This window comes from Paracidovorax oryzae ATCC 19882 (assembly GCF_000687165.1).
In the GTDB taxonomy this organism is placed as follows: domain Bacteria; phylum Pseudomonadota; class Gammaproteobacteria; order Burkholderiales; family Burkholderiaceae_C; genus Paracidovorax; species Paracidovorax oryzae.
Genome location: NZ_JMKU01000018.1, coordinates 22637 through 41925 on the forward strand (window position 1 = coordinate 22637; position 19289 = coordinate 41925).

The following is a 19289-nucleotide window of genomic DNA, read 5'->3' on the forward strand; positions in this document are numbered from 1 at the left end:
CTGCCGCAGCCTCCGCGTCCTGTTGCAGTGCATCATGCGGGGTCGTGATGAAGCCCGTCCTCCGGTCCCGCTGTGCTCCTCGTGCGCTTGGTTACGGCGGTTTGTAACGCGATGGGATAATCCCGCATTCGGCCGCAAGGCGTCTTTGCTCAAACGATCCATGATTCTGGTCACCGGCGGCGCGGGTTTCATCGGCGCCAACTTCGTCCTCGAATGGCTGGCCTGCGGCGATGAGCCCCTCGTCAACCTTGACAAGCTCACCTACGCAGGCAACCTGCAGAACCTCGCGTCGCTGCAGGGCGATGCGCGCCACCTGTTCGTCCAGGGGGACATCGGCGACCGGGAGCTTCTTTCCCGGCTGCTGGCCGAGCACCGGCCTCGCGCCATCGTGAATTTCGCGGCCGAATCGCATGTGGACCGCTCCATCCATGGCCCGGAAGACTTCATCCAGACCAACGTGGTCGGCACCTTCCGCCTGCTCGAAGCCGTCCGCGAGTACTGGCAGTCCCTGCCCGGGGATGAGCGCGCCGCGTTCCGGTTCCTGCACGTCTCCACGGACGAGGTCTACGGCACCCTGGCGCCCGAGGCACCGGCCTTCGCCGAAACCCATTCCTACGAGCCCAACAGTCCGTACTCCGCCAGCAAGGCCGCCAGCGACCACCTCGTCCGGGCCTGGCACCATACCTACGGCCTGCCGGTGCTGACCACCAACTGCAGCAACAACTACGGCCCCTTCCACTTCCCCGAGAAGCTGATCCCGCTGATGATCGTCAACGCACTGGCCTGCAAGCCGCTGCCCGTGTATGGCGATGGCATGCAGATCCGCGACTGGCTCTATGTGCGCGACCACTGCAGCGCCATCCGCCGCGTGCTGCAGGCCGGCCGGCCCGGCGAGACCTACAACGTGGGCGGCTGGAACGAAAAGCCCAACATCGAGATCGTGAAGACCATCTGCGCCCTGCTCGACGAGCTGCGTCCGCGCGCCGATGGCGAGCGCTATGAAAGCCAGATCGCCTACGTGAAGGACCGCCCGGGCCACGACCGCCGCTATGCCATCGACGCCCGCAAGATCGAGCGCGAACTCGGATGGAAGCCTGCCGAGACCTTCGAGACCGGGATCCGCAAGACCGTGGAGTGGTACCTCGCGCATGGCGAGTGGGTGGATGCCGTGACCAGCGGCGCCTACCGCGAGTGGATCGACCGCCAGTACCGCAAGCCCGCCGTGCAGGACGCCGCCACCGCATGAACATCCTTCTCTTCGGCAAGGGCGGGCAGGTCGGCTGGGAACTGCAGCGCAGCCTGTCCGTCCTGGGCACGGTCACGGCCCTCGATTTCGACAGCAGCTCGCATTGCGGGGATTTCTCCCGGCCCCAGGACATCGCCGGCACCGTGCGCGCCCTGCGGCCCGACGTCATCGTCAATGCCGCGGCCCACACCGCGGTGGACAAGGCCGAAAGCGAGCCGGACCTGGCCCGCACCCTCAACGCGACCACGCCAGGCGTGCTGGCCGAGGAAGCCGCCCGCCTGGGGGCATGGCTGGTGCACTACAGCACCGACTACGTGTTCGACGGCAGCGGTTCCCGTCCATGGACGGAGGACGACGTTCCTGCGCCACTGTCGGTCTATGGCCGCACCAAGCTCGAAGGCGAGCAACGGATCCAGGCGAGCGGTGCGCGGCACCTCATCCTGCGCACGAGCTGGGTCTATGGCGCCCGCGGCGGCAATTTCGCCAAGACCATGCTGCGGCTGGCACAGGAGCGCGAGCGGTTGACTGTCATCGACGACCAGTGGGGCGCCCCCACGGGCGCCGACCTGCTGGCCGACGCCACGGCCCATGCGATCCGCCACCTGCAGCAGCGGCCCTCCGACGCGGGTCTCTACCACCTGGTGGCCACAGGGGAAACCCACTGGCATGCCTATGCCTGCTACGTGCTCGAGCAGGCGCAGCGCATCCAGCCTGCGCTGAAGATCGCCGCGCGCGACGTGGCCGCCGTGCCCACCAGCGCATTTCCCACGCCCGCCGTCCGGCCGCACAACTCGCGGCTCGATACGCGCAGGTTCCAGGCCACCTTCGGCCTGGCCCTGCCGCACTGGCAGGCAGGCATCGCGCGGATGCTCGCGGAAATCCTCTGAGACCCCCAAGAAAAAACTTCCCGTACACACCATGACCGCACGCAAGGGCATCATCCTGGCCGGAGGCTCGGGCACCCGCCTGCATCCCGCCACGCTCGCCATCAGCAAGCAACTGCTTCCGGTGTACGACAAGCCGATGATCTATTACCCGCTGAGCACCCTGATGCTGGCGGGCATCCGCGACATCCTCGTCATCAGCACGCCGCAGGACACTCCACGGTTCGAGCAACTGCTGGGCGATGGAAGCCAGTGGGGCATCCGCCTGAGCTATGCCGTGCAGCCCAGCCCCGACGGCCTGGCGCAGGCCTTCCTGATCGGGGAGAAGTTCCTGGATGGCCAGCCCAGCGCGCTCGTGCTGGGCGACAACATCTTCCACGGCCACGATTTCGAGGATCTGCTGCGCAGCGCCACGGGGCGCGAGGAGGGCGCCAGCGTGTTCGCCTACCACGTGCAGGATCCCGAACGCTACGGCGTGGCCGAGTTCGACGCCACGGGCAAGGTGCTTTCCATCGAGGAAAAGCCCAAGGCCCCGAAGTCCAGCTATGCCGTCACCGGGCTCTACTTCTACGACCGGCACGTGGTTGAGCGCGCCGCCAGCCTGAAGCCCTCCGCGCGCGGCGAACTGGAAATCACCGACCTCAACCGCCTCTACCTCGAGCGCGAAGCCCTGCACGTCGAGATCATGGGCCGCGGATACGCCTGGCTCGATACCGGAACGCACGAAAGCCTGCTCGAGGCCGGGCAGTTCATCGCGACCCTGGAGCATCGGCAGGGGCTCAAGATCGCCTGTCCGGAGGAGATCGCCTGGCGGCATCGCCTCATCGACGACGACCAGCTCGAGCGCCTCGCCAGGCCGCTCGCCAAGAGCGGCTACGGCGCCTACCTCATCAGGCTGCTGGCCGGCTGATCGTCACCCATAACGCTTCCTGACCGCGCCATCGATCCAACGCTTTTCCCATGAACGTCCTTCCCACGCGCATTCCCGACGTCGTCGTCCTCGAGCCCAAGGTGTTCGGCGACGCCCGCGGATTCTTCTTCGAGAGTTTCAACCAGCGCGCCTTCGACGAAGCCACCGGCAGCCGCCACGCCTTCGTGCAGGACAACCACAGCCGCAGTGCGCGCGGCGTCCTGCGCGGCCTGCATTACCAGATCCGCCAGCCCCAGGGCAAACTGGTGCGTGTCGTGCGCGGCACCGTCTTCGACGTCGCAGTGGACCTGCGCAGGAGTTCGCCCACCTTCGGGCAATGGGTCGGCGAGGAACTGAGCGAAGAGAACCAGCGCCAGATGTGGGTGCCCCCGGGCTTCGCCCACGGATTCGTCGTGCTCAGCGAGAGCGCGGACTTCCTCTACAAGACCACCGACTACTACGCGCCCGAACACGAGCGCTGCATCGCCTGGAACGATCCAGAGATTGGCATCGACTGGCGTTTTGCCGGAGAGCCCAGCCTGTCCGCCAAGGACGCCAAAGGCGCGGCCCTGCGCGAGGCGGAAGTCTTTCCCTGAAGCTCCCCCGGCGGCCCGCTCACGGCAGGGCAGCGGGCGCGAGGGCCCCGCGCACGGCCTCGTAAAGCCGGTCCGAGGCAAACTGCCGGTTGTCCGGGTCGAAGGAAAAGATGTTGTGCCCGCGCGGCACCAGTTCGCCATTCCAGCGCGGCTCCAGGAAGAATGACAGGAACTCCGCCCCGTGCGCTGCATGGGCCTGCAGGACGCGCCGCATCTCCGCGGCATCCATGGCCTTGAGCGGATGGAATTCGGTGACGCCGTAATGGGCCGTGCCGCTGGCGGCGAGCCAGTCGAAATACGGCCGGCCGTACGTCGGCTCCCCGTACAGGCTCACCCCCAGGCGGATGCCGGTCCGCGCAGGATGCAGCGAGTCCTGGATCGCGAACTTGTTGGCATCCCAGCCGGGATTGGTGAACGGGATGATCTGGTGGGTATAGCGCGGCACGTCCGACAGGCATGACTGCTTCACGATTCCGTCGAAGTAGCGCAGGTAGTCCACGACCTGGCGGGCGCGGAATGCATGCCAGAGCGGGACCAGCGGGTTGTAGTAGTACGACGATGCCTGCGCGGGGAAGTCGATGCTTGCCTGCACCCGTGCGTCCGGCGGCGGGACCGTGGGCGGCAGGGCGTGCTGCGGCATCGGCTTCGGCGTGGACTGCGAGCGGTCCATGATGGCGATCTCGCGCGTTCCCAGGTGCGTCAGCTGGCCAGGGCGGGCTTCCAGGAAAATGTCCAGCCGGTGCATGCCGGGCGGGATCCGCCGGAAATCCAGGTCCAGGCGCCAGCCGGTGTTCGCGTCGCCGAATTCCGGCTTGGCCGCGAGCACGTCCTGCCGTCCCCAGTGCACGGTGGTCTGTCCCACCAGTTCGCCATTGCGGTACACATGCACGCGTGCGGGATGCTCCGGCGTGCTGCCCGGCACATAGGCCCAGCCGGCCACCGGCAGCGTGCCCTGGGCGAATCCGTCGATGTGTTCGGTGAAGCGGCGCAGGGGCTCCGACCGGATGTCGCGCGACGGGGGAACCACCTCGTCGAACGAGGCGTAGTCGGCGCCGACCACCCGGTTGAATTGCGCGATGCTCCTGAATTCGGCGCGCAGGTAGCGGCGGAAGCCCTCGACGGAAGCCGGGCTGTAATCGGTGATCCGGTAGCTGCCACCGAATCCCATCCCGGCCTGAAAATTCGGAAACAAATGGTGCAGCTCGCCCAGGAGCGTGATGCCGCGGATTTTTGCGCGGTCTTTCTCGGGGAGCCGGCACGCCGCGTCCACCACGGCCCGGACCGCCTCGACCCTGCGCTCGGTCAGCGCATTGCGCGTGGTGGCGAAGGACCAGTTGAAGACCTTCGAATCGTAGTAATCGTCCATGCCCAGCGGTCCGTCGCGCGTCTGACCCATGTTCGAAGGATCGGCCGCCAGGACCGGCTCGATGGGGGCTTCGGAAGAGAAGTGCGTCGAGAACAGGTACAGAATGGCCGGACGGGGGGTGTCCCGGAGGGTCCGCACCAGGCGGTCCACGATCGCCTGGTCGATCTGCCAGCCACCACCCTGCGCTGGCTGGAACAGCTTGAGCAGGGGTACCGGCAGCGTATAGCCCAGGTCCACGGGAACGGCCGCTTGCGGCGCGGACTGCAATGTCCGCAAAGTGGATTCCACCAGCGCAGCCGCCGAACCCTCCGCGCTGCGGCACTGGCGCTGCATGTCGGCGAACCGGCCGGACAGGGGCGGGGAGCCCCAGATGCATGGCTCCAGCACGCCGATCATCGGTGCCAGCAGCATGCGCGCCGCATGCGGCGATGGTGCCTCGGGTTGCATGCGGTGCAGGAGGCGGACCCCCGCTGCCCCGGCCAGGAGCACGGCGGCGGCGGATGCGGCCATCGCGGCGCGCGGCAGGATCGATCGGGACGGTCGGGGCGGGTGCTGGGGCTGCATGCGTTCGGGGTGTGGGCGCGTGGTCTGCGACTGTAAGCCACCGCGGCGGGGCCGCGCGGCATGCCCGAGGCGGCCGGCTACACTTGAGGGCTTAGATCCCGGTTGCCCTGCCTTGCCGGGATCTGCCCCGCATCCAGGGCGTCTTCCTCACGTTCATGACCACCACCATCCTTCCCGACCGTACAGAGCCGACCGTCGATGCCGTCGCCGTGCAGCGCCCCCTGCTGGGCGAGTTGCTGGTGCAGTCGGGCAAGCTGAGTGCGCGGGATCTCGAACGCGCCCTTTCGGCGCAACAGGAAATGGGTGGGCTGCTGGGCCGCGTGCTCGTGCGGCTCGGCCTGGTGTCCGAAATCGACGTGATCCAGGCGCTGTCGCGCCAGCTGGACATTCCACTCATCGCCGCCAGCGACTTCCCGTCCATGATGCCGGAAGTGGGAGGCCTGCTGCCGGAGTTCCTGCACGCCAACAGCGTGTATCCGCTGTCGGCCGAAGATGGTCGCCTGCACGTGGCCATGGCCGTGCCGCAGGATGCCTTCGTCGTGAAGGCGCTGCACCTGGCGACCGGCCTGGCCGTGGTGCCGCGCCTGGCGCTCGAAAGCGATATCGAGAAGGCGCTGGCCGAACCGGTGGAGCAGGCGGACGAAGAGGTGGGCGACGACGGGTTCGGCGATGGCGCCGATGGCGGCGATTTCGTCGAGCACCTCAAGGATCTCGCCAGCGAGGCTCCCGTCATCCGCCTGGTCAATGCCATCATCGGCCGCGTCATCGACCTGCGCGCTTCGGACATCCACCTGGAGCCCTTCGACGACGGCCTGCACGTGCGCTACCGGGTGGATGGCGTCATCCAGCTGGGCGAACTGGTGCCCCCGCGCCTGAGCGCCGCCGTCAGTTCGCGCGTCAAGCTGCTGGCCCACCTCGACATCGCCGAGCGGCGCCTGCCCCAGGACGGTCGCATCAAGACGCGCGTCAAGGGCCGGGAGCTCGACCTGCGTGTTTCCACCGTGCCCACCGTGCACGGGGAAAGCGTGGTCATGCGGGTGCTGGACCGTGCAAGCGTGCGCCTGCAACTGGAGACCATGGGGTTCGAGAAGGACACGCTCGAGCGCTTCAACATGCTGCTGGCCAAGCCGCACGGCATCCTGCTGGTGACCGGCCCCACGGGCTCCGGCAAGACCACCACGCTGTATGCGGCCCTGTCCAAGATCGATGCGGAATCCAACAAGATCATCACCGTGGAAGACCCGGTGGAATACCAGCTGGAAGGCATCAACCAGATCCAGGTCCATCCGCAGATCAACCTGACCTTCGCCAACGCGCTGCGTTCCATCCTGCGCCAGGATCCGGACATCATCATGATCGGCGAAATGCGGGACGGCGAGACTGCGCAGATCGCCGTGCAGTCCGCCCTCACGGGCCACCTGGTGCTCTCCACCCTGCATACGAACACGGCAGCGGGCGCGGTCATCCGGATGAAGGACATGGGCGTGGAGGGGTACCTGATCACCTCCTCCGTCAATGGGGTGCTGGCCCAGCGGCTGGTGCGCTCGCTCTGCAGCCACTGCAAGGAGCCCTATGAGCCCGGCGACGAGGTGCGGCGCAGCACCGGCCTGGGGCGTTTCAGCAGCTTCGGCCAGGCGATCTACCGCGCCGTCGGCTGCGAGCACTGCCGCGGCTCGGGCTACCGCGGGCGTACGGGCATCCACGAACTCTTCGTGCTCGACGAGCCCATGCGCCGCGCGATCATCGACGGCAAGGACGCCAACGCCCTCAACGCGCTCGCGGCGCAGGGCGGCATGCTCAACCTCTACGAGGACGGCCTGCGCAAGGTCGCTGCCGGCGTGACCTCGCTGGACGAGCTGAGCCGCGTGACGCAGGACCAGGGCGATGCCTGATTACGCCTGGCGCGCCGTCGCCGCATCCGGCAAGGTCGTCGAGGGCCGGCAGACCGCGCCGAGCGAGGCGCAGGTGCTCAAGCAATTGCGCGAGCAGGGTCTCACGCCCCTGGGCATCAGCGATGCAGCGGGGGCGCCTCCGGTCGCTGCGGCCTCCGCGCGCGGCGCGGGCAAAGGCGTTGCCGCAACCGCTGCTGCCGCGGGCGTGGTCCCTGCGCCCCGCGGGCGCGGCAGCAAGGGCCCCGTCAAGCAGGCGGACGTGCTCGCGCTCACGTCGGAACTCTCCATCATGCTGCGCGCCGGCCTGGCGCTCGACAACGCCCTGCGCGTGCTCATCGACATGAGCCACAAGCCCAGCATGGCCGTCCTGCTGCAGGGCGTGCTCGATGCGGTCAAGGGCGGCACGCCCCTCAGCCGCGCACTCGCGCAGCACCGGGACCTGTTCGGCGACTTCTACATCAACATGATCCGCTCGGGCGAGGCGAGCGGCCAGATGTCCGCCGTGCTCGAGCGGCTCGTCGCCCACATGGAGCGCCAGCGCGCCCTGCGGGACAGCGTCATCTCGGCCACCATCTACCCGGCCATCCTGCTGGGCGTGGCCGTGCTGTCGCTGATCGCCATGCTGGGCTTCGTCGTGCCGCAGTTCGAGAAGCTCTTCACCGACATGGGCGACGCGCTTCCCTTGCCGACCCAGCTGGTGATGGCCCTGGGCCATGCCTTCACCCGCTACGGCCTCCTGATCGGCATCGCGGCGCTGGGGCTCGGGCTGCTCGTGCGCCGCTGGGTCACTTCCCCGGCCGGCCGGATGTGGTGGCAGTCTCGCCTGCTGAAGATGCCCCTCATGGGCCCGCTCGCCCTCAAATACCAGCTGACGCTGTTCTCCCGCTCCCTGGGCACGCTGCTCGGCAACGGGGTGCCGATGCTCACGGCCCTGCACATCGCCACCGAGACGGTGAACAACGCCGTGCTCCAGCAGGCGCTCTCCAAGGTGGCGCCCATCGTGAAGGAGGGAGGCAAGGTGGTGCAGGCCATCACCGCCACCGGCATCTTCGAGCCCATCGCGATCAATTTGATACGGGTGGGGGAAGAGACGGGACGCATCGGCCAGATGATGCTCGAGCTGTCCAACATATTGAACCGCGAGGTCGAAACCGGTATCAAACGCCTTCTCACCCTGGTCGAGCCCGTGCTCATCCTCGTCCTGGGCGTGCTGATCGCCGCCATCATCGTGTCCATCCTTCTCGGGATCCTGTCCATCAATGACCTCGCCGTATAATTTTCGTTTGTCCAAGGAGTCCTCTTCCATGGCGCACATCCTTGACCGCCGCTCCTGTGGCTCGCCCATGCAACGCAAATCCTCCCGCGGCTTCACCCTGATCGAACTGCTGGTCGTGCTGGCCATCCTGACGCTGCTCGCCGGCCTGGTCGGCCCGCGCGTGCTGGGCCAGCTCGGCGGCGCCAAGGCCAAGACGGCCGCCGTGCAGATCGCCGACCTGGACAAGTCGCTGGAACTCTTCAAGCTCGACGTCGGCCGCTATCCCACCACGGAAGAAGGCCTGAATGCCCTGGTCACGCGTCCTGGTTCCGTGAACGGGTGGGCCGGCCCCTACCTCAAGGGCGGCGTACCCACGGACCCGTGGGGCCACCCGTACCGCTACGCCAGTCCCGGTCCCAACGGCGGCATCGAGATCCTCTCGCTGGGCGCGGACGGCGCCCCGGGCGGAGAAGGCGAAGCGGCCGACATCCGCAACAAGCCCTGACGTTTCCGGCTTCCTGCCGTTTGGCCATGCGGCGCGAGCGCGGCTTCACGCTGGTTGAGTTGCTGGTCGTGTTCGCCATCATGGCGCTCGTGGTGGGCCTCACGCCGCTCGCCTTCGAGCGCCTGCGCGAAGCCTCAGCCTACCGTGACGCGGTCCGCACCATGTCCAGCCAGATGCGTTCCGCCCGCTTCCAAGCCATGGCCGAGGGCCGCGAGGTGCGCTTTTCGGTCGATCTCCGCAACCGCCTCTACGGGGTGGGCGCCGCCATGAAGCCGTTGCCCGAGCCTCTGCAACTGCGGGCCATCGTGGCCAACTCCGAACTGGATCCGCAAAGCCGGGCATCCATCCGCTTCCTGCCCAGCGGAGGCGCCACGGGCGGCAGCATCGAGATCCTCCGGGCGCCTGGTGTGGGCACGCGCCTGCGGGTGGACTGGCTTTCCGGCCGGGTGACGCAAGAGGCGCTGACCCGATGACCGGGCCCAGGCGTCGTGGCCAGCAGGGGCTCACCCTGCTGGAATTGCTGGTGGCGTTCGCCATCATGGCGCTTGCCATGGGCATGCTCTATCGCGCCATGGGCGGCTCGGCCCGCAGCGTCGCGGACGTGGACCGCTACCAGCGTGCCGTGGTCCTGGCCCAGTCGCTCCTGGCCCTGCGCGATGCCGTGCCGGAGCAGGGCTGGAACCAGTCCGGCGAATCGGCCGGATACCAGTGGCGCATCGCCAGCGCTCCCTATCCCACCGACGTCAAGGGGCCGACCATCCCTCCTTTGCACGAGGTGAGCATCCTCATCTCCTGGTCGGACGGCACCCGCACCCGTACGTTTGAACTCAGCACCCTGCGTCCGCAGCGCAGGCTGCCGGAACCGGGGCGTGGCTGATGGAACGGATCTACCGAAGCCGCGAGCGGGGCCGGGGGTTCACCCTCGTGGAACTGCTCGTCGTGATCTCCCTGCTGTCGCTGGTCATGCTGGCCATGGCCTCCGCCCTGCGCACCACGGCGCAGACGGAAGAGCGCGTGGATGCCCGCCTGCGCAAGGTGGACGACCTGCGGACCACCGATGGTTTCCTGCGGTCGGTGCTCGGGCGGGTGTCCCTGCGCAAACGACCAGGGATCACCAACTTCAATGAAAGCCCCTACTATTTCTTCGGCGGGCCGCAGGAAATGGCGTGGGTCGGTGTCATGCCCGCCCGCTACGGCGTGGGAGGGCGTTTCTTCTTGCGATTGGGGTTGGAGGATGGACCTGCCGGCCAATCGCTGGTGCTCCGATACCTTCCCTTCGTGGATTCGCCCGCCTTGCCCGATTGGGGGCAGGCCGAGAGCTATGTGCTGGTGCCTGCCATCTCCGGATTCGAACTCCGCTATGAGGATGCGTCGCCGGAGCCGCCGCAGTGGGGAGCTCCCTGGACGATCGCCGACCGCCTTCCCCAGCGTGTGTCGGTACTTATCCGCACCGCCACCGACGCATGGCCTGAAATCGTGGTACCCATGCGGACGCTGCCCAGCAGCGATCCTTCCATTGGTGGCGCCACGTTCGGGGGGAGCCGATGAGCCCGCCGCTGCATTGCCGTCGTTCCCGTCGATCTTCCGGAGGCATGGCGCTCATCGCTGTGCTGTGGATCGTGGCGTCGCTCAGCATTATTGTTACTGGAGTTACGCGGACCATTCGCGAAGAGGCCCGCATGATGGCGCTGGCTCGGCAGAACGTCCAGGCGCAGGCCTTGGGCGATGCGGCCATCCAGTTGGCCCTGCAGGCCATCGTCGCCAACAATGTGCCCATCAATCGCATGCTGCAGTCGGAAGTCCGGTACGGAGGCGTCGCCATGCAGGTGCGAGCCATGCCGCTGAACGGACTCATCGACATCAACAGTGCTCCGGTGCCTCTGCTGGCCAGGATGTACGCCATCGCGGGCAGGGTACCTGCCGGGCAGGCGGATGCCCTGGCGCAGGCCACCGTGCAGGTCCGCGAGCAGCGCGCCCCGTCGGGGCTGCAGGAGCGTTTCGAGGCCGAGGAAGACCTGCTTAAGGTCCCCGGGATCGACTATGGCCTCTATGCTAGACTTTTTCCCCTCGTCACTGCTGACCTGCGAGGCCGAGGGCTGGTGAACCCCTTGGCTGCTCCCGTCGAAGTCCTGACGGTGCTGGCTGGCGGAAATGCAGCCGCGGCCAATGCCATTGCCGCCAAGCGCGACGCGGGCGAACCGGGCGTGGACACGAGTGCGCTCGACGGCGCTTTTCTCGATAGTTCCTCGGTTCGGCGAATCCGCATGGAGGCCCGGGTTCCCATGCCGGACGGCACTTGGCTGCGCGTATCGCGCAGCGTCGATCTGACTGCACGCGCCCGTGATGGAGCTCCGTGGTATTCCTTCCGCACCGGCTCCAGCGTGGAGCCGGTAGTACGCAATCCCTGAAAAGCGATGCCCTCTTTTTCTTCTGAAGCCCGTTTTCTGGGAGTCGATCTGCGCGTGCTGTGGCGTGACATTCGCCAGCCCTGGTCACACATGCACGACTGGCCCGTTTTCGCATGGCTCACCCCCGAGGCGCCGGTGCGTGTCATCCATCCCGATGGCCGGCAATCCGTCTGGACGGCGCAGGGAAGCCAAGGCGATCGCCCAGGTGCCGCCAGGCCGCCCTTCACGGCACTGGAGTTGCCTGAGGATCTGGTGCTGCGCCGCTCGCTGGCCCTGCCGCCGATGACGGCCATCGACGCGGCCCATGCATCTTCGCTGGAAGCCCGCTCCATCAGTCCTTTCCCGGCAGGCGATCTGGCCTGGGGCCATCGCATCCACTGGCTACCTGCCGGAAACGTGCGTGTGGACCTGGTGCTCGTGTCTCGCAGGCAGATTGCGCAGTACATGGCGGACCGGACCGATGCGCTGGCCGGCGCGGAGCCGGAGGTCTGGGTGCGTGCCGGGGATGGCGAGCCCATCGTGCTGGAGGGCTACGGCGAGGGGTTGCGCAAGGCCCACGCGATGCGTTGGCGGCGCACCGGCCTTGCGCTGCTGGGCACGATCGGATTGCTGCTGCTGCTCATCGCCGTCACGCCCAGCCTGCAACTGAGGGAGCGTGCACTCGAGGCTGCCCAATCGTATGGTGAAGTCGCGCAGCGGGTGGCGCCTGTCGTTCAGCAGCGTGAAGCGCTCATGCAGTCCGCCGAGAAGCTGAACCAGTTGTCCGAACTGGTTTCCAGCCGGATCGAACCCTTGAAGGTGCTCGATCGGTTGACCCAGCTCCTGCCGGACGATACTGCTCTCCAGAGCTTCCGGCTGCAGGGCGCCAAAGTCACGATCGTCGGCATGACGGCCAATGCTTCTGCCCTCATGCAGATTCTGGGCAATGAGGCAGGTTTCAAGGAAGTCCGTGCGCCGTCCGCGGCGACCCGGATGGGCAACTCGGGCAAGGAGTCCTTCGCGATCGAATTCATGCTCGATCCGCAGGTGTTCGGCGCGCCGACCAGCACACCCGCCAGAGCCGCGGCGCCTTCCCCGGTGACTGCCCTGCCAGCAGCGGTGCCAGCGTCCGCTCCCGGTTCTGCCGCTTCGATGCCTTTGCAGGCCACCCCGGCGGCCAGTGTCTCCGGCACCGCGCCGGCGGCAGCTCCGCCGATGGGTGCGCCAGCGCCCCAGGCCAGTTTTGGCGGCGTGGCGACCTTCGGCGGTACCGTGCCCCGTCCGGCAGCGGCGCCTGCGCCGAGCGCCTCTTCTCCTACCGCTGCAGTGACGCGCAACAAACCATGAAACGCATGCCTTCCCGAGAGCGGCTGATGCTGGCCGCCACCCTGCTGCTTGCCCTCTTACCCCTGGTATTGATCGGCTGGTATGTCGCGCAGCGCCACATGGATGCGCAGGAGCGGCTGGATGCGCTGGAGCCTCGCCACGCACGCCTGCTGGGCCTGGAGGCCCAGAGGTCCGAAATTGCCGCCGCTCTCCAGAAGGCGGGCGAGGCGCGTGCGCAATACATCTATCCCGCGGGCCAGGACGCGAGCCTGACCGGCAATGCAGCCCAGCAGAAGGTGCGGGACATCTTCGGGGCCGCAGGGCTCCAGGTAAGCAGCAGCCAGGTCCTTCCAGCGAAGGAAGACAAAGGCTTCGATCGCATTCCCTTGAACGTGCGAGCCGAGGGAGACCTGCTTGCCGTTCAGAGTGCCCTGGCGGTGCTCAACAGCCAGTTGCCCCTGGTTCTCATCGACGACCTCGAAGTCCAGGTGAATGCGGGGTTCGGCAATGTGGATCCGAAGAACGCGCCACGGTTGTCCGTTGCGTTCGGCCTGAGCGTACTGAGGGAGCGGTCATGAAGCGCTACTCCCTGCACCTGCTGCTCTGCGTGAATGCGATCCTGGCGCTGGTGCTCCTGTGGATGTGGATCTCTGCGGACGGAACGTTGCGCAATGTCCGCTGGCAGCCCCCGGAACCGCGCAAATCGGATGTTAGTGGCCTGCTGCCCGTGCTGCCTGCCGTCGGCACGGCCGATACCCGCGCCTTCATTGCCATGCTGGAACGGCCGCTCTTTTCTGCCACCCGTCGTCCACCACCGCCGCCACCTCCTCCGTCGGCCAGCGAGCCTCCTCAAGACAACCTTTCCTCGGCACGCCTGTCTGGCGTTTATTCCGGGGGCGGGGAGGGTGGTGTCATCATCCTGGTGGCGGGCAAGCAGCGGCGCCTGCGCATGAACGACAACATCGACGGCTGGGTGCTGAAATCCATCCAAGATCGTGTGGTTTCCTTCAGCCGTGGCGGCGAGACGCGCACGCTGCTGTTGCCCAGGGCTGCCGTGACGGTGTATTCCGGTGCGCCGCTTCCTTCCCCGGCCTCCAACGCCGGCCAACCGCCAGCGATACCGCCTTCGGCGGGCGCGGTCAGCCCGCCCCGCCGCGCCGTCTTCGGCGGAATGCGGACCCCTTGAATTCCAGCGCAGGTGCGCTTTCCCATCTTCTGGGTACGTAAGTCATGATTTCTTATCGATATGCTCTGACCTCCATCGCCATGGCCGTATGCCAGCTGGCGGCTGCACAGACCTCCGTGCCCGGTGGCGCGCCTGCCACCAACGTCGTGACCGATTCGGCCGGTGTGCCGGCGACCGTCGGATCGGGTGTCTCCGCCGATGGTGCAGCCTCCGGCAAGCCGGGCGGTGCCTCTGCCACAAGCGAGGACCAGGGCAGCCAGCCCCGCATCATGAAGGGCACCGACAAGGTGCTGGCCGATCCCAAGCCCGTTCCTGCCTTGACCGGGGCGCCCATGACCTTCAGCTTCGAGGAAGCCCCGGTGGCGGAGGTGGTCCGCACGATGCTGGGTGACATCGCGAAGGCGAATTACGTCCTGCATCCACCGCTGAACGGCACGGTCACGCTGTCCACCCGCAATCCCATTCCTCCCGACCAGGCCATGTTCCTGCTGGAAAGCGCATTGCAGGCCAACGGCCTGGCGATGATCAGGGACGCCCGTGGTACCTACCACGTCGGCCGGCCGGATGCGCTGCGCGCCATTGGCGGAACGCTGCGCCAGTTCCGTAGCGGCGAGCCCCTGCCGCCCGGCAATGGCGCCGTCATCATCCCGCTGCAGTACATCGGCGCGGCCGAGATGGCCGCCATCCTGCGGCCTATGGTGACGCCCGATGCGATCATCCGGGTGGACAACCTGCGCAACCTGCTGGTGATGTCGGGGACTCGGACCCAGGCGGAAGCCTGGCTGGACCTGGTGAATACTTTCGACGTGGACCTGCTCAAGGGCATGTCCGTGGGAGTCTTCCCGCTCAAGTACGCCTCGGTGAAGGAGGTCGAGGCCGCTCTGCGCGTAGTGAGTGGCGGTGCAGGCAGCGCGCCCGGCGCCGTGCCGGGCACACCCGCGGGTGCTGCAGCGGCTGCGGCTGCAGGCTCGAACCAGGCCAATGCCGCGCCCGTGACGCTCGGCGAGGGCAATCCATTGTTCGGCGCGCTGCGCATCATGCCGATCGAGCGCATCAACAGCATCCTCGTGGTCACGCCCCGCGCAGCCTACCTGGAAGAGGCTCGCCGCTGGATCGAGAAGCTCGACCAGCCCAGCGACAACGGTGCGGAGCCGCAGCTGTTCATCTACCACGTGCAGAACGGCAATGCGAAGCACCTGGCAGGCGTGCTGAGCGGCATCTTCGGAGGCCAGTCTGTAGGCAGCGTAGCGAACAGCGGGGTGGCGCCCGGTCTCGGGGGAGCGTCGTCCAGTTCGTCGGCCTTCGGCAACTCGTCCTTCAACAATGGCTTCGGCTCGTCAGGGTTCGGCAACTCGTCCCTTGGCGGCGGTTTTGGAAGCAGTGGCGGCTTCGGCAGCAGCGGCGGCTTTGGCGGCAGCGGTGGTTTCGGCGGTGGCTTCAGCAGCGGTAGCGGCTTCGGGTCGTTCCAGGGCAATCGCGGAAACCAGAACCAGATGGGCGCCCAGCAGGGCGCAGTCAGCGCCAACCTCGGCGGGGTCCGCCTGATGGCCGACGAGCTCAACAATTCGGTCCTGGTCTGGGGAACGAAGTCCAACTACATGAAGATCGAAGCCACCCTGAAGCGGCTCGACCTGCCTCCGACGCAAGTGCTGATCGAGGCATCCATCGTGGAGGTCACCCTGGATGACACGCTCCAGTACGGCTTGCAATGGGCATTCAACAATAGCGGGCCGTCGGGTTACAACGGTACCGGGCAGTTGCTGTCCAACGACAATAACAGCGGCATCATCGGGAACATTCCCACCGCAGCGACATCGGGTTTCTCTTATGCCCTTGCCAACTCGGTCGGAACAGTCCGTGTGGTTCTCAATGCCCTGGCCACCAAGCGGCTGCTCAAGGTGATCTCTAGTCCCTCGCTGATGGTGCTGGACAACCACACGGCCATGATGAGCGTCGGCAACCAGCAGCCTGTGCAGACGGCATCCACGAGGTTTGACAACGTGTCTTCCGTCACGAGCACGATCCAGTACAGGGACACCGGCGTGAGTTTGGCGGTAACGCCTTCCGTGAACGCTGGCAACTTGGTGACCATGCAGATCGACCAAGCGGTGACCGATGCGGTGGCGGACAGTTCGGGCAGCGTTTCTTTGCAGCCAGTGTTCCAGCAGCGCCAGATCACCAGCAAGGTTGCGGTGCGCTCGGGCGAGGCCATCGTGCTGGGTGGGCTCATCCGCGATACCAGTAATACAACGAAATCCGGCATTCCACTGCTTCAGGACATTCCCGTTGTCGGAAGCCTCTTCAGCAACAACGGCAAGACGGGCAATCGAACGGAACTGCTGGTGGTGATCACGCCCAAAGTGGTGCGGACCGACATCGACATCCGCGAGGTCAGCGATGAACTGCGCGACCGCCTGAAGGGATTGCAGATCATCGAGTTGAAGGAGAACGGACGCACCCCTGCTGTGCCGTCGGGTACGTCGACAACGATCCAGCCACTCCCTCCTCAATGACGTATTCGCTTATCATTTTTTCCTATGAACTTTAAAACTCTCATTCTCAAGTCGGGTTCGGCATGCATGGTCGCGGGTGCGATGGTCTTGGGGGGGTGTGCTGCCCTGGCGCCTGCCAGCCCCGAGCAGACGGTGAAGGAGCGGGCTGAAGCGTATTGGAAGGCTCGCATGGCAGGGCAGTACGAGAAAAGCTATGCCCTGACACCTCCTTCCTACCGAAAGGTCTTCACGAAGGAGCAATTCGCGCAGCAATTCGGCACTGCCGCGTCCGTCACCGCAGCCGAGGTGACGAAGGTGGAGTGCCAGCCGGAAAAGTGTGTCGCGAAGCTCAAGTTGACCGCCAAGCCCATGATCATCGGCGTCAAGCTCAACAGCATCGATACCTACATCGATGAAACCTGGGTGAAGGAAGATGGGCAGTGGTGGAGGTTCCAGGACCTTTGACGCGACAGGACCCCTGGATGCTCCTTGTCTGATACTTGCATTGTTCTCATCTAAGAGCTGAGCATCCAGGCAGCAGCGCCCGGCCGCGATTGCGCGCCGGGCGCTGCTGTTTCCGGCCAACTGCTTCAGCCAGCGTGGGAGCCCGGTTGCTCCTCGCTCGTCTGGTCGCTCCCAGGCGAAATGTGTGTGAATTTGGGTTTTTTTGCTTGGGGATGCTGACTTCTTTTGGTATTGTTCGCCCCCAAGGTTTGTAGAGTCGAAGAGGCAGACCCGTTGAGCTTCCGTCAGGACGCTCTGCAGGCTCTTCCACGTCTGCAAGCCCTACCCCAAAGAATGGTCGGGCTCACCCCCGCCGTGCTCGGGTGGCCTCATGCGGGGCCTTTCCAGACACTGTTGCATTTCATCAACAGGCGAAGGTTTGGCAGAGGTTCCGCAGTACAGGCCGTGAATGCGCTGTGCTACTATTCTTTGGCGTAATCAATCGTGGTAGTTGCGCTTACCAACTTTTTAACTGGAGTTCTCGATATGAAGAAAAATGTTCTGGCCCTGAGCATTGCTGCCATGATTGGTGGCCTGGGCTTCGCTGGCGCCGCATCCGCTGATGTGGTCGTCGGCGCCGCTCCGCTGACGGCGACGACCGCTACGACGCTGTCGTTCTCCGAAGGTGGCGTGGGCCATGCACTGCTGGTGCCTTACTTCAACGCGCAAAACGGCAACATGACCGTTCTGCACGTGGTGAACACCGACACCTCCCGCGGCAAGGCCGTGAAGGTCCGTTTCCGTGGCGCCCTGAACTCCGACGACATTCTGGACTTCCAAGTCTTCATGTCGCCTGGCGACGTGTGGACCGCTGCCGTGACGGCTGGTGCTGATGGCGTGGCTCAACTGCAGACGGCTGACGGCACCTGCACGCTGCCCGCTCTGGCGAAGAACGTGCCGCAAAGCTTCGTGAAGGACCGCCTGAACCAAGGCATCGTGTCCACCGACCAAGCTAACCAAACCCGTGAAGGCTACGTTGAAATCTTCAACATGGCCGACATCCCGGCGACGATTCCTGGCACGGCTACGACCAACCCCCTGTACACGGCCATCAAGCACGTGAACGGCGTGGCTCCTTGCACCCAGGCTACCCTGGCCGCGACGCTGAACAACTTCACGACGCCCCAACAAGTGGCTACCGCTGGTTTCGACACGCCTTCCACGGGCCTGGTTGGCGACTGGTACATCATCAACGTGGCACAAACCACGACGTTCGCTGGCGCCGCTACGGCCATCCGTGCTGAAGACAACAACGGTCTGCCCGCTATCGGCAACTTCGTGCACTTCCCGCAAATGGCGTCCACCGCCAACACGCCGGATGCATACACGGCTGACCCGCTGTTCCGCAGCACCAATGTGTACAACGCCGCTGGTGTGGCTGTGACGGCTCCGAAGATCGCTGCTGCGAACTATGACCTGCCCGACATGTCCACGCCTTACACCGCCAACGCTGGCGTGGCCGTGTCGCCGCTGGTGCAAGCAACGAACCTGACGAACGCCCTGGCTGTGACCTCCATCAGCAACCAGTACGCTACGGACGCTTCCATCTCGGCCAAGACCGACTGGCTGTTCTCCATGCCCACCCGCCGCTACAACGTGGCTGCGAACTACGCTGCGGCTAACCAAAGCCCGGCAGACACCGCCAACATCCGTCTGTTCACCGACCTGAACAACAGCGGCGGCGTGGCTGACGAGCGCTTCAACCCCAGCAACACCTCGCTGCAAGCAACGGGCGGCGCCATCTGCGTGAACTCCACCGGCCAAGCGTTCTTCGACCGCGAAGAGCAAACGCAAACCGCCGGCGCCGTGTTCTCGCCTGGTTCCGTGACGCAAACCCGCTTCTGCGGCGAAACCAGCGTGCTGAGCTTCGCTACGGGTTCCGTTCTGGGCGCTTCGGTTGCAGCTCAACAGCTGACGACCGGTGCCTACACCAACGGCTGGAGCCGTGTGGATGTGTCGAACAACGGCCGCGGTCTGCCGATCCTGGGCGCTTCGTTCATCAAGCTGGCCAACCCGCTGGCATCGGCTGGCACGTCCGGTACCTACGGTATCACGTGGCCCCACCGCTTCACGCGTCCTTCCGTGCAGTAATTCACTGTTGCTACGGCACTTTTCACAGCAATGTGATCCAAAAAAGGCGGGGGTCTCCCCCGCCTTTTTTTATTTTTCACTGATG

Annotated in this window: 18 protein-coding genes; 17 read left to right on the forward strand and 1 reads right to left on the reverse strand. The window is 65.9% G+C overall.

Annotated elements, in window-relative coordinates; translation table 11 throughout:
* The first annotated feature begins 160 nt into the window (after nucleotides 1–160).
* From rfbB to rfbC, 4 genes are read left to right on the forward strand one after another with little or no spacing between them, the layout of a single operon-like run.
* A complete protein-coding gene (gene rfbB / locus T336_RS0114725; RefSeq protein WP_026433132.1) occupies nucleotides 161–1246 on the forward strand; it encodes a dTDP-glucose 4,6-dehydratase in 1086 nt (361 codons plus the stop codon).
* On the forward strand, nucleotides 1243–2133 hold the full coding sequence (rfbD, locus tag T336_RS0114730) for a dTDP-4-dehydrorhamnose reductase (RefSeq protein ID WP_026433133.1): 891 nt from the start codon (nucleotides 1243–1245) through the stop codon (nucleotides 2131–2133). The genes rfbB and rfbD overlap by 4 nt, the downstream gene beginning before the upstream one ends.
* Nucleotides 2134–2164: 31 nt before the next feature.
* Nucleotides 2165–3040, forward strand: a complete 876-nt coding sequence (rfbA, locus tag T336_RS0114735) for a glucose-1-phosphate thymidylyltransferase RfbA (protein ID WP_019702874.1) — start codon at nucleotides 2165–2167, stop codon at nucleotides 3038–3040.
* A gap of 50 nt (nucleotides 3041–3090) precedes the next feature.
* A complete protein-coding gene (gene rfbC, locus T336_RS0114740; RefSeq protein ID WP_019702873.1) occupies nucleotides 3091–3636 on the forward strand; it encodes a dTDP-4-dehydrorhamnose 3,5-epimerase in 546 nt (181 codons plus the stop codon).
* A gap of 19 nt (nucleotides 3637–3655) precedes the next feature.
* Here the strand turns inward: rfbC and T336_RS0114745 are convergent, their stop codons facing one another.
* A complete protein-coding gene (locus T336_RS0114745) occupies nucleotides 3656–5566 on the reverse strand; it encodes a hypothetical protein (RefSeq protein ID WP_244883954.1) in 1911 nt (636 codons plus the stop codon).
* Between the two features lie 155 nt (nucleotides 5567–5721).
* On the opposite strand from T336_RS0114745, the gene gspE reads away from it, so the two are divergent.
* The 13 genes from gspE (at nucleotide 5722) to T336_RS0114810 (ending at nucleotide 19204) form a co-directional block, all read left to right on the forward strand.
* Nucleotides 5722–7458 (forward strand): type II secretion system ATPase GspE, encoded by a 1737-nt coding sequence (gspE, locus tag T336_RS0114750; protein WP_026433135.1) that lies wholly within the window; start codon nucleotides 5722–5724, stop codon nucleotides 7456–7458.
* Complete coding sequence (locus tag T336_RS0114755) at nucleotides 7451–8734, forward strand: type II secretion system F family protein (RefSeq protein WP_026433136.1); 1284 nt, start codon at nucleotides 7451–7453, stop codon at nucleotides 8732–8734. Before gspE ends, T336_RS0114755 begins: the two co-directional genes overlap by 8 nt.
* 28 nt (nucleotides 8735–8762) lie before the next feature.
* Nucleotides 8763–9218 (forward strand): type II secretion system major pseudopilin GspG, encoded by a 456-nt coding sequence (gspG, locus tag T336_RS0114760; RefSeq protein WP_013596392.1) that lies wholly within the window; start codon nucleotides 8763–8765, stop codon nucleotides 9216–9218.
* Nucleotides 9219–9244: 26 nt separating this feature from the next.
* Nucleotides 9245–9691 carry a GspH/FimT family pseudopilin gene (locus tag T336_RS0114765; RefSeq protein WP_026433137.1) on the forward strand — a complete coding sequence of 149 codons (447 nt, stop codon included), beginning with the start codon at nucleotides 9245–9247 and terminating at the stop codon, nucleotides 9689–9691.
* Nucleotides 9688–10095 carry a PulJ/GspJ family protein gene (locus T336_RS0114770; RefSeq protein WP_019702868.1) on the forward strand — a complete coding sequence of 136 codons (408 nt, stop codon included), beginning with the start codon at nucleotides 9688–9690 and terminating at the stop codon, nucleotides 10093–10095. Before T336_RS0114765 ends, T336_RS0114770 begins: the two co-directional genes overlap by 4 nt.
* Nucleotides 10095–10766: a prepilin-type N-terminal cleavage/methylation domain-containing protein gene (locus tag T336_RS0114775; protein WP_026433138.1), complete on the forward strand. Its 672-nt coding sequence runs from the start codon at nucleotides 10095–10097 to the stop codon at nucleotides 10764–10766. The genes T336_RS0114770 and T336_RS0114775 overlap by 1 nt, the downstream gene beginning before the upstream one ends.
* A 44-nt stretch (nucleotides 10767–10810) precedes the next feature.
* Entirely contained in the window at nucleotides 10811–11626 is an 816-nt protein-coding gene (locus T336_RS0114780; RefSeq protein ID WP_244883955.1) for a type II secretion system protein GspK, read from the forward strand.
* 6 nt (nucleotides 11627–11632) lie between these two features.
* Complete coding sequence (locus T336_RS0114785) at nucleotides 11633–12952, forward strand: PilN domain-containing protein (RefSeq protein WP_244883956.1); 1320 nt, start codon at nucleotides 11633–11635, stop codon at nucleotides 12950–12952.
* On the forward strand, nucleotides 12949–13509 hold the full coding sequence (gene gspM / locus T336_RS0114790; RefSeq protein ID WP_026433141.1) for a type II secretion system protein GspM: 561 nt from the start codon (nucleotides 12949–12951) through the stop codon (nucleotides 13507–13509). Before T336_RS0114785 ends, gspM begins: the two co-directional genes overlap by 4 nt.
* 29 nt (nucleotides 13510–13538) lie before the next feature.
* Nucleotides 13539–14117 carry a hypothetical protein gene (locus tag T336_RS0114795; protein WP_244883957.1) on the forward strand — a complete coding sequence of 193 codons (579 nt, stop codon included), beginning with the start codon at nucleotides 13539–13541 and terminating at the stop codon, nucleotides 14115–14117.
* Nucleotides 14118–14161: 44 nt separating this feature from the next.
* On the forward strand, nucleotides 14162–16630 hold the full coding sequence (gspD, locus tag T336_RS0114800; RefSeq protein WP_026433143.1) for a type II secretion system secretin GspD: 2469 nt from the start codon (nucleotides 14162–14164) through the stop codon (nucleotides 16628–16630).
* 24 nt (nucleotides 16631–16654) lie between these two features.
* Nucleotides 16655–17074: a hypothetical protein gene (locus tag T336_RS0114805; protein WP_026433144.1), complete on the forward strand. Its 420-nt coding sequence runs from the start codon at nucleotides 16655–16657 to the stop codon at nucleotides 17072–17074.
* A 525-nt stretch (nucleotides 17075–17599) separates the two neighbouring features.
* Nucleotides 17600–19204 (forward strand): hypothetical protein, encoded by a 1605-nt coding sequence (locus T336_RS0114810; RefSeq protein ID WP_026433145.1) that lies wholly within the window; start codon nucleotides 17600–17602, stop codon nucleotides 19202–19204.
* The last annotated feature ends 85 nt before the right edge of the window (nucleotides 19205–19289 follow it).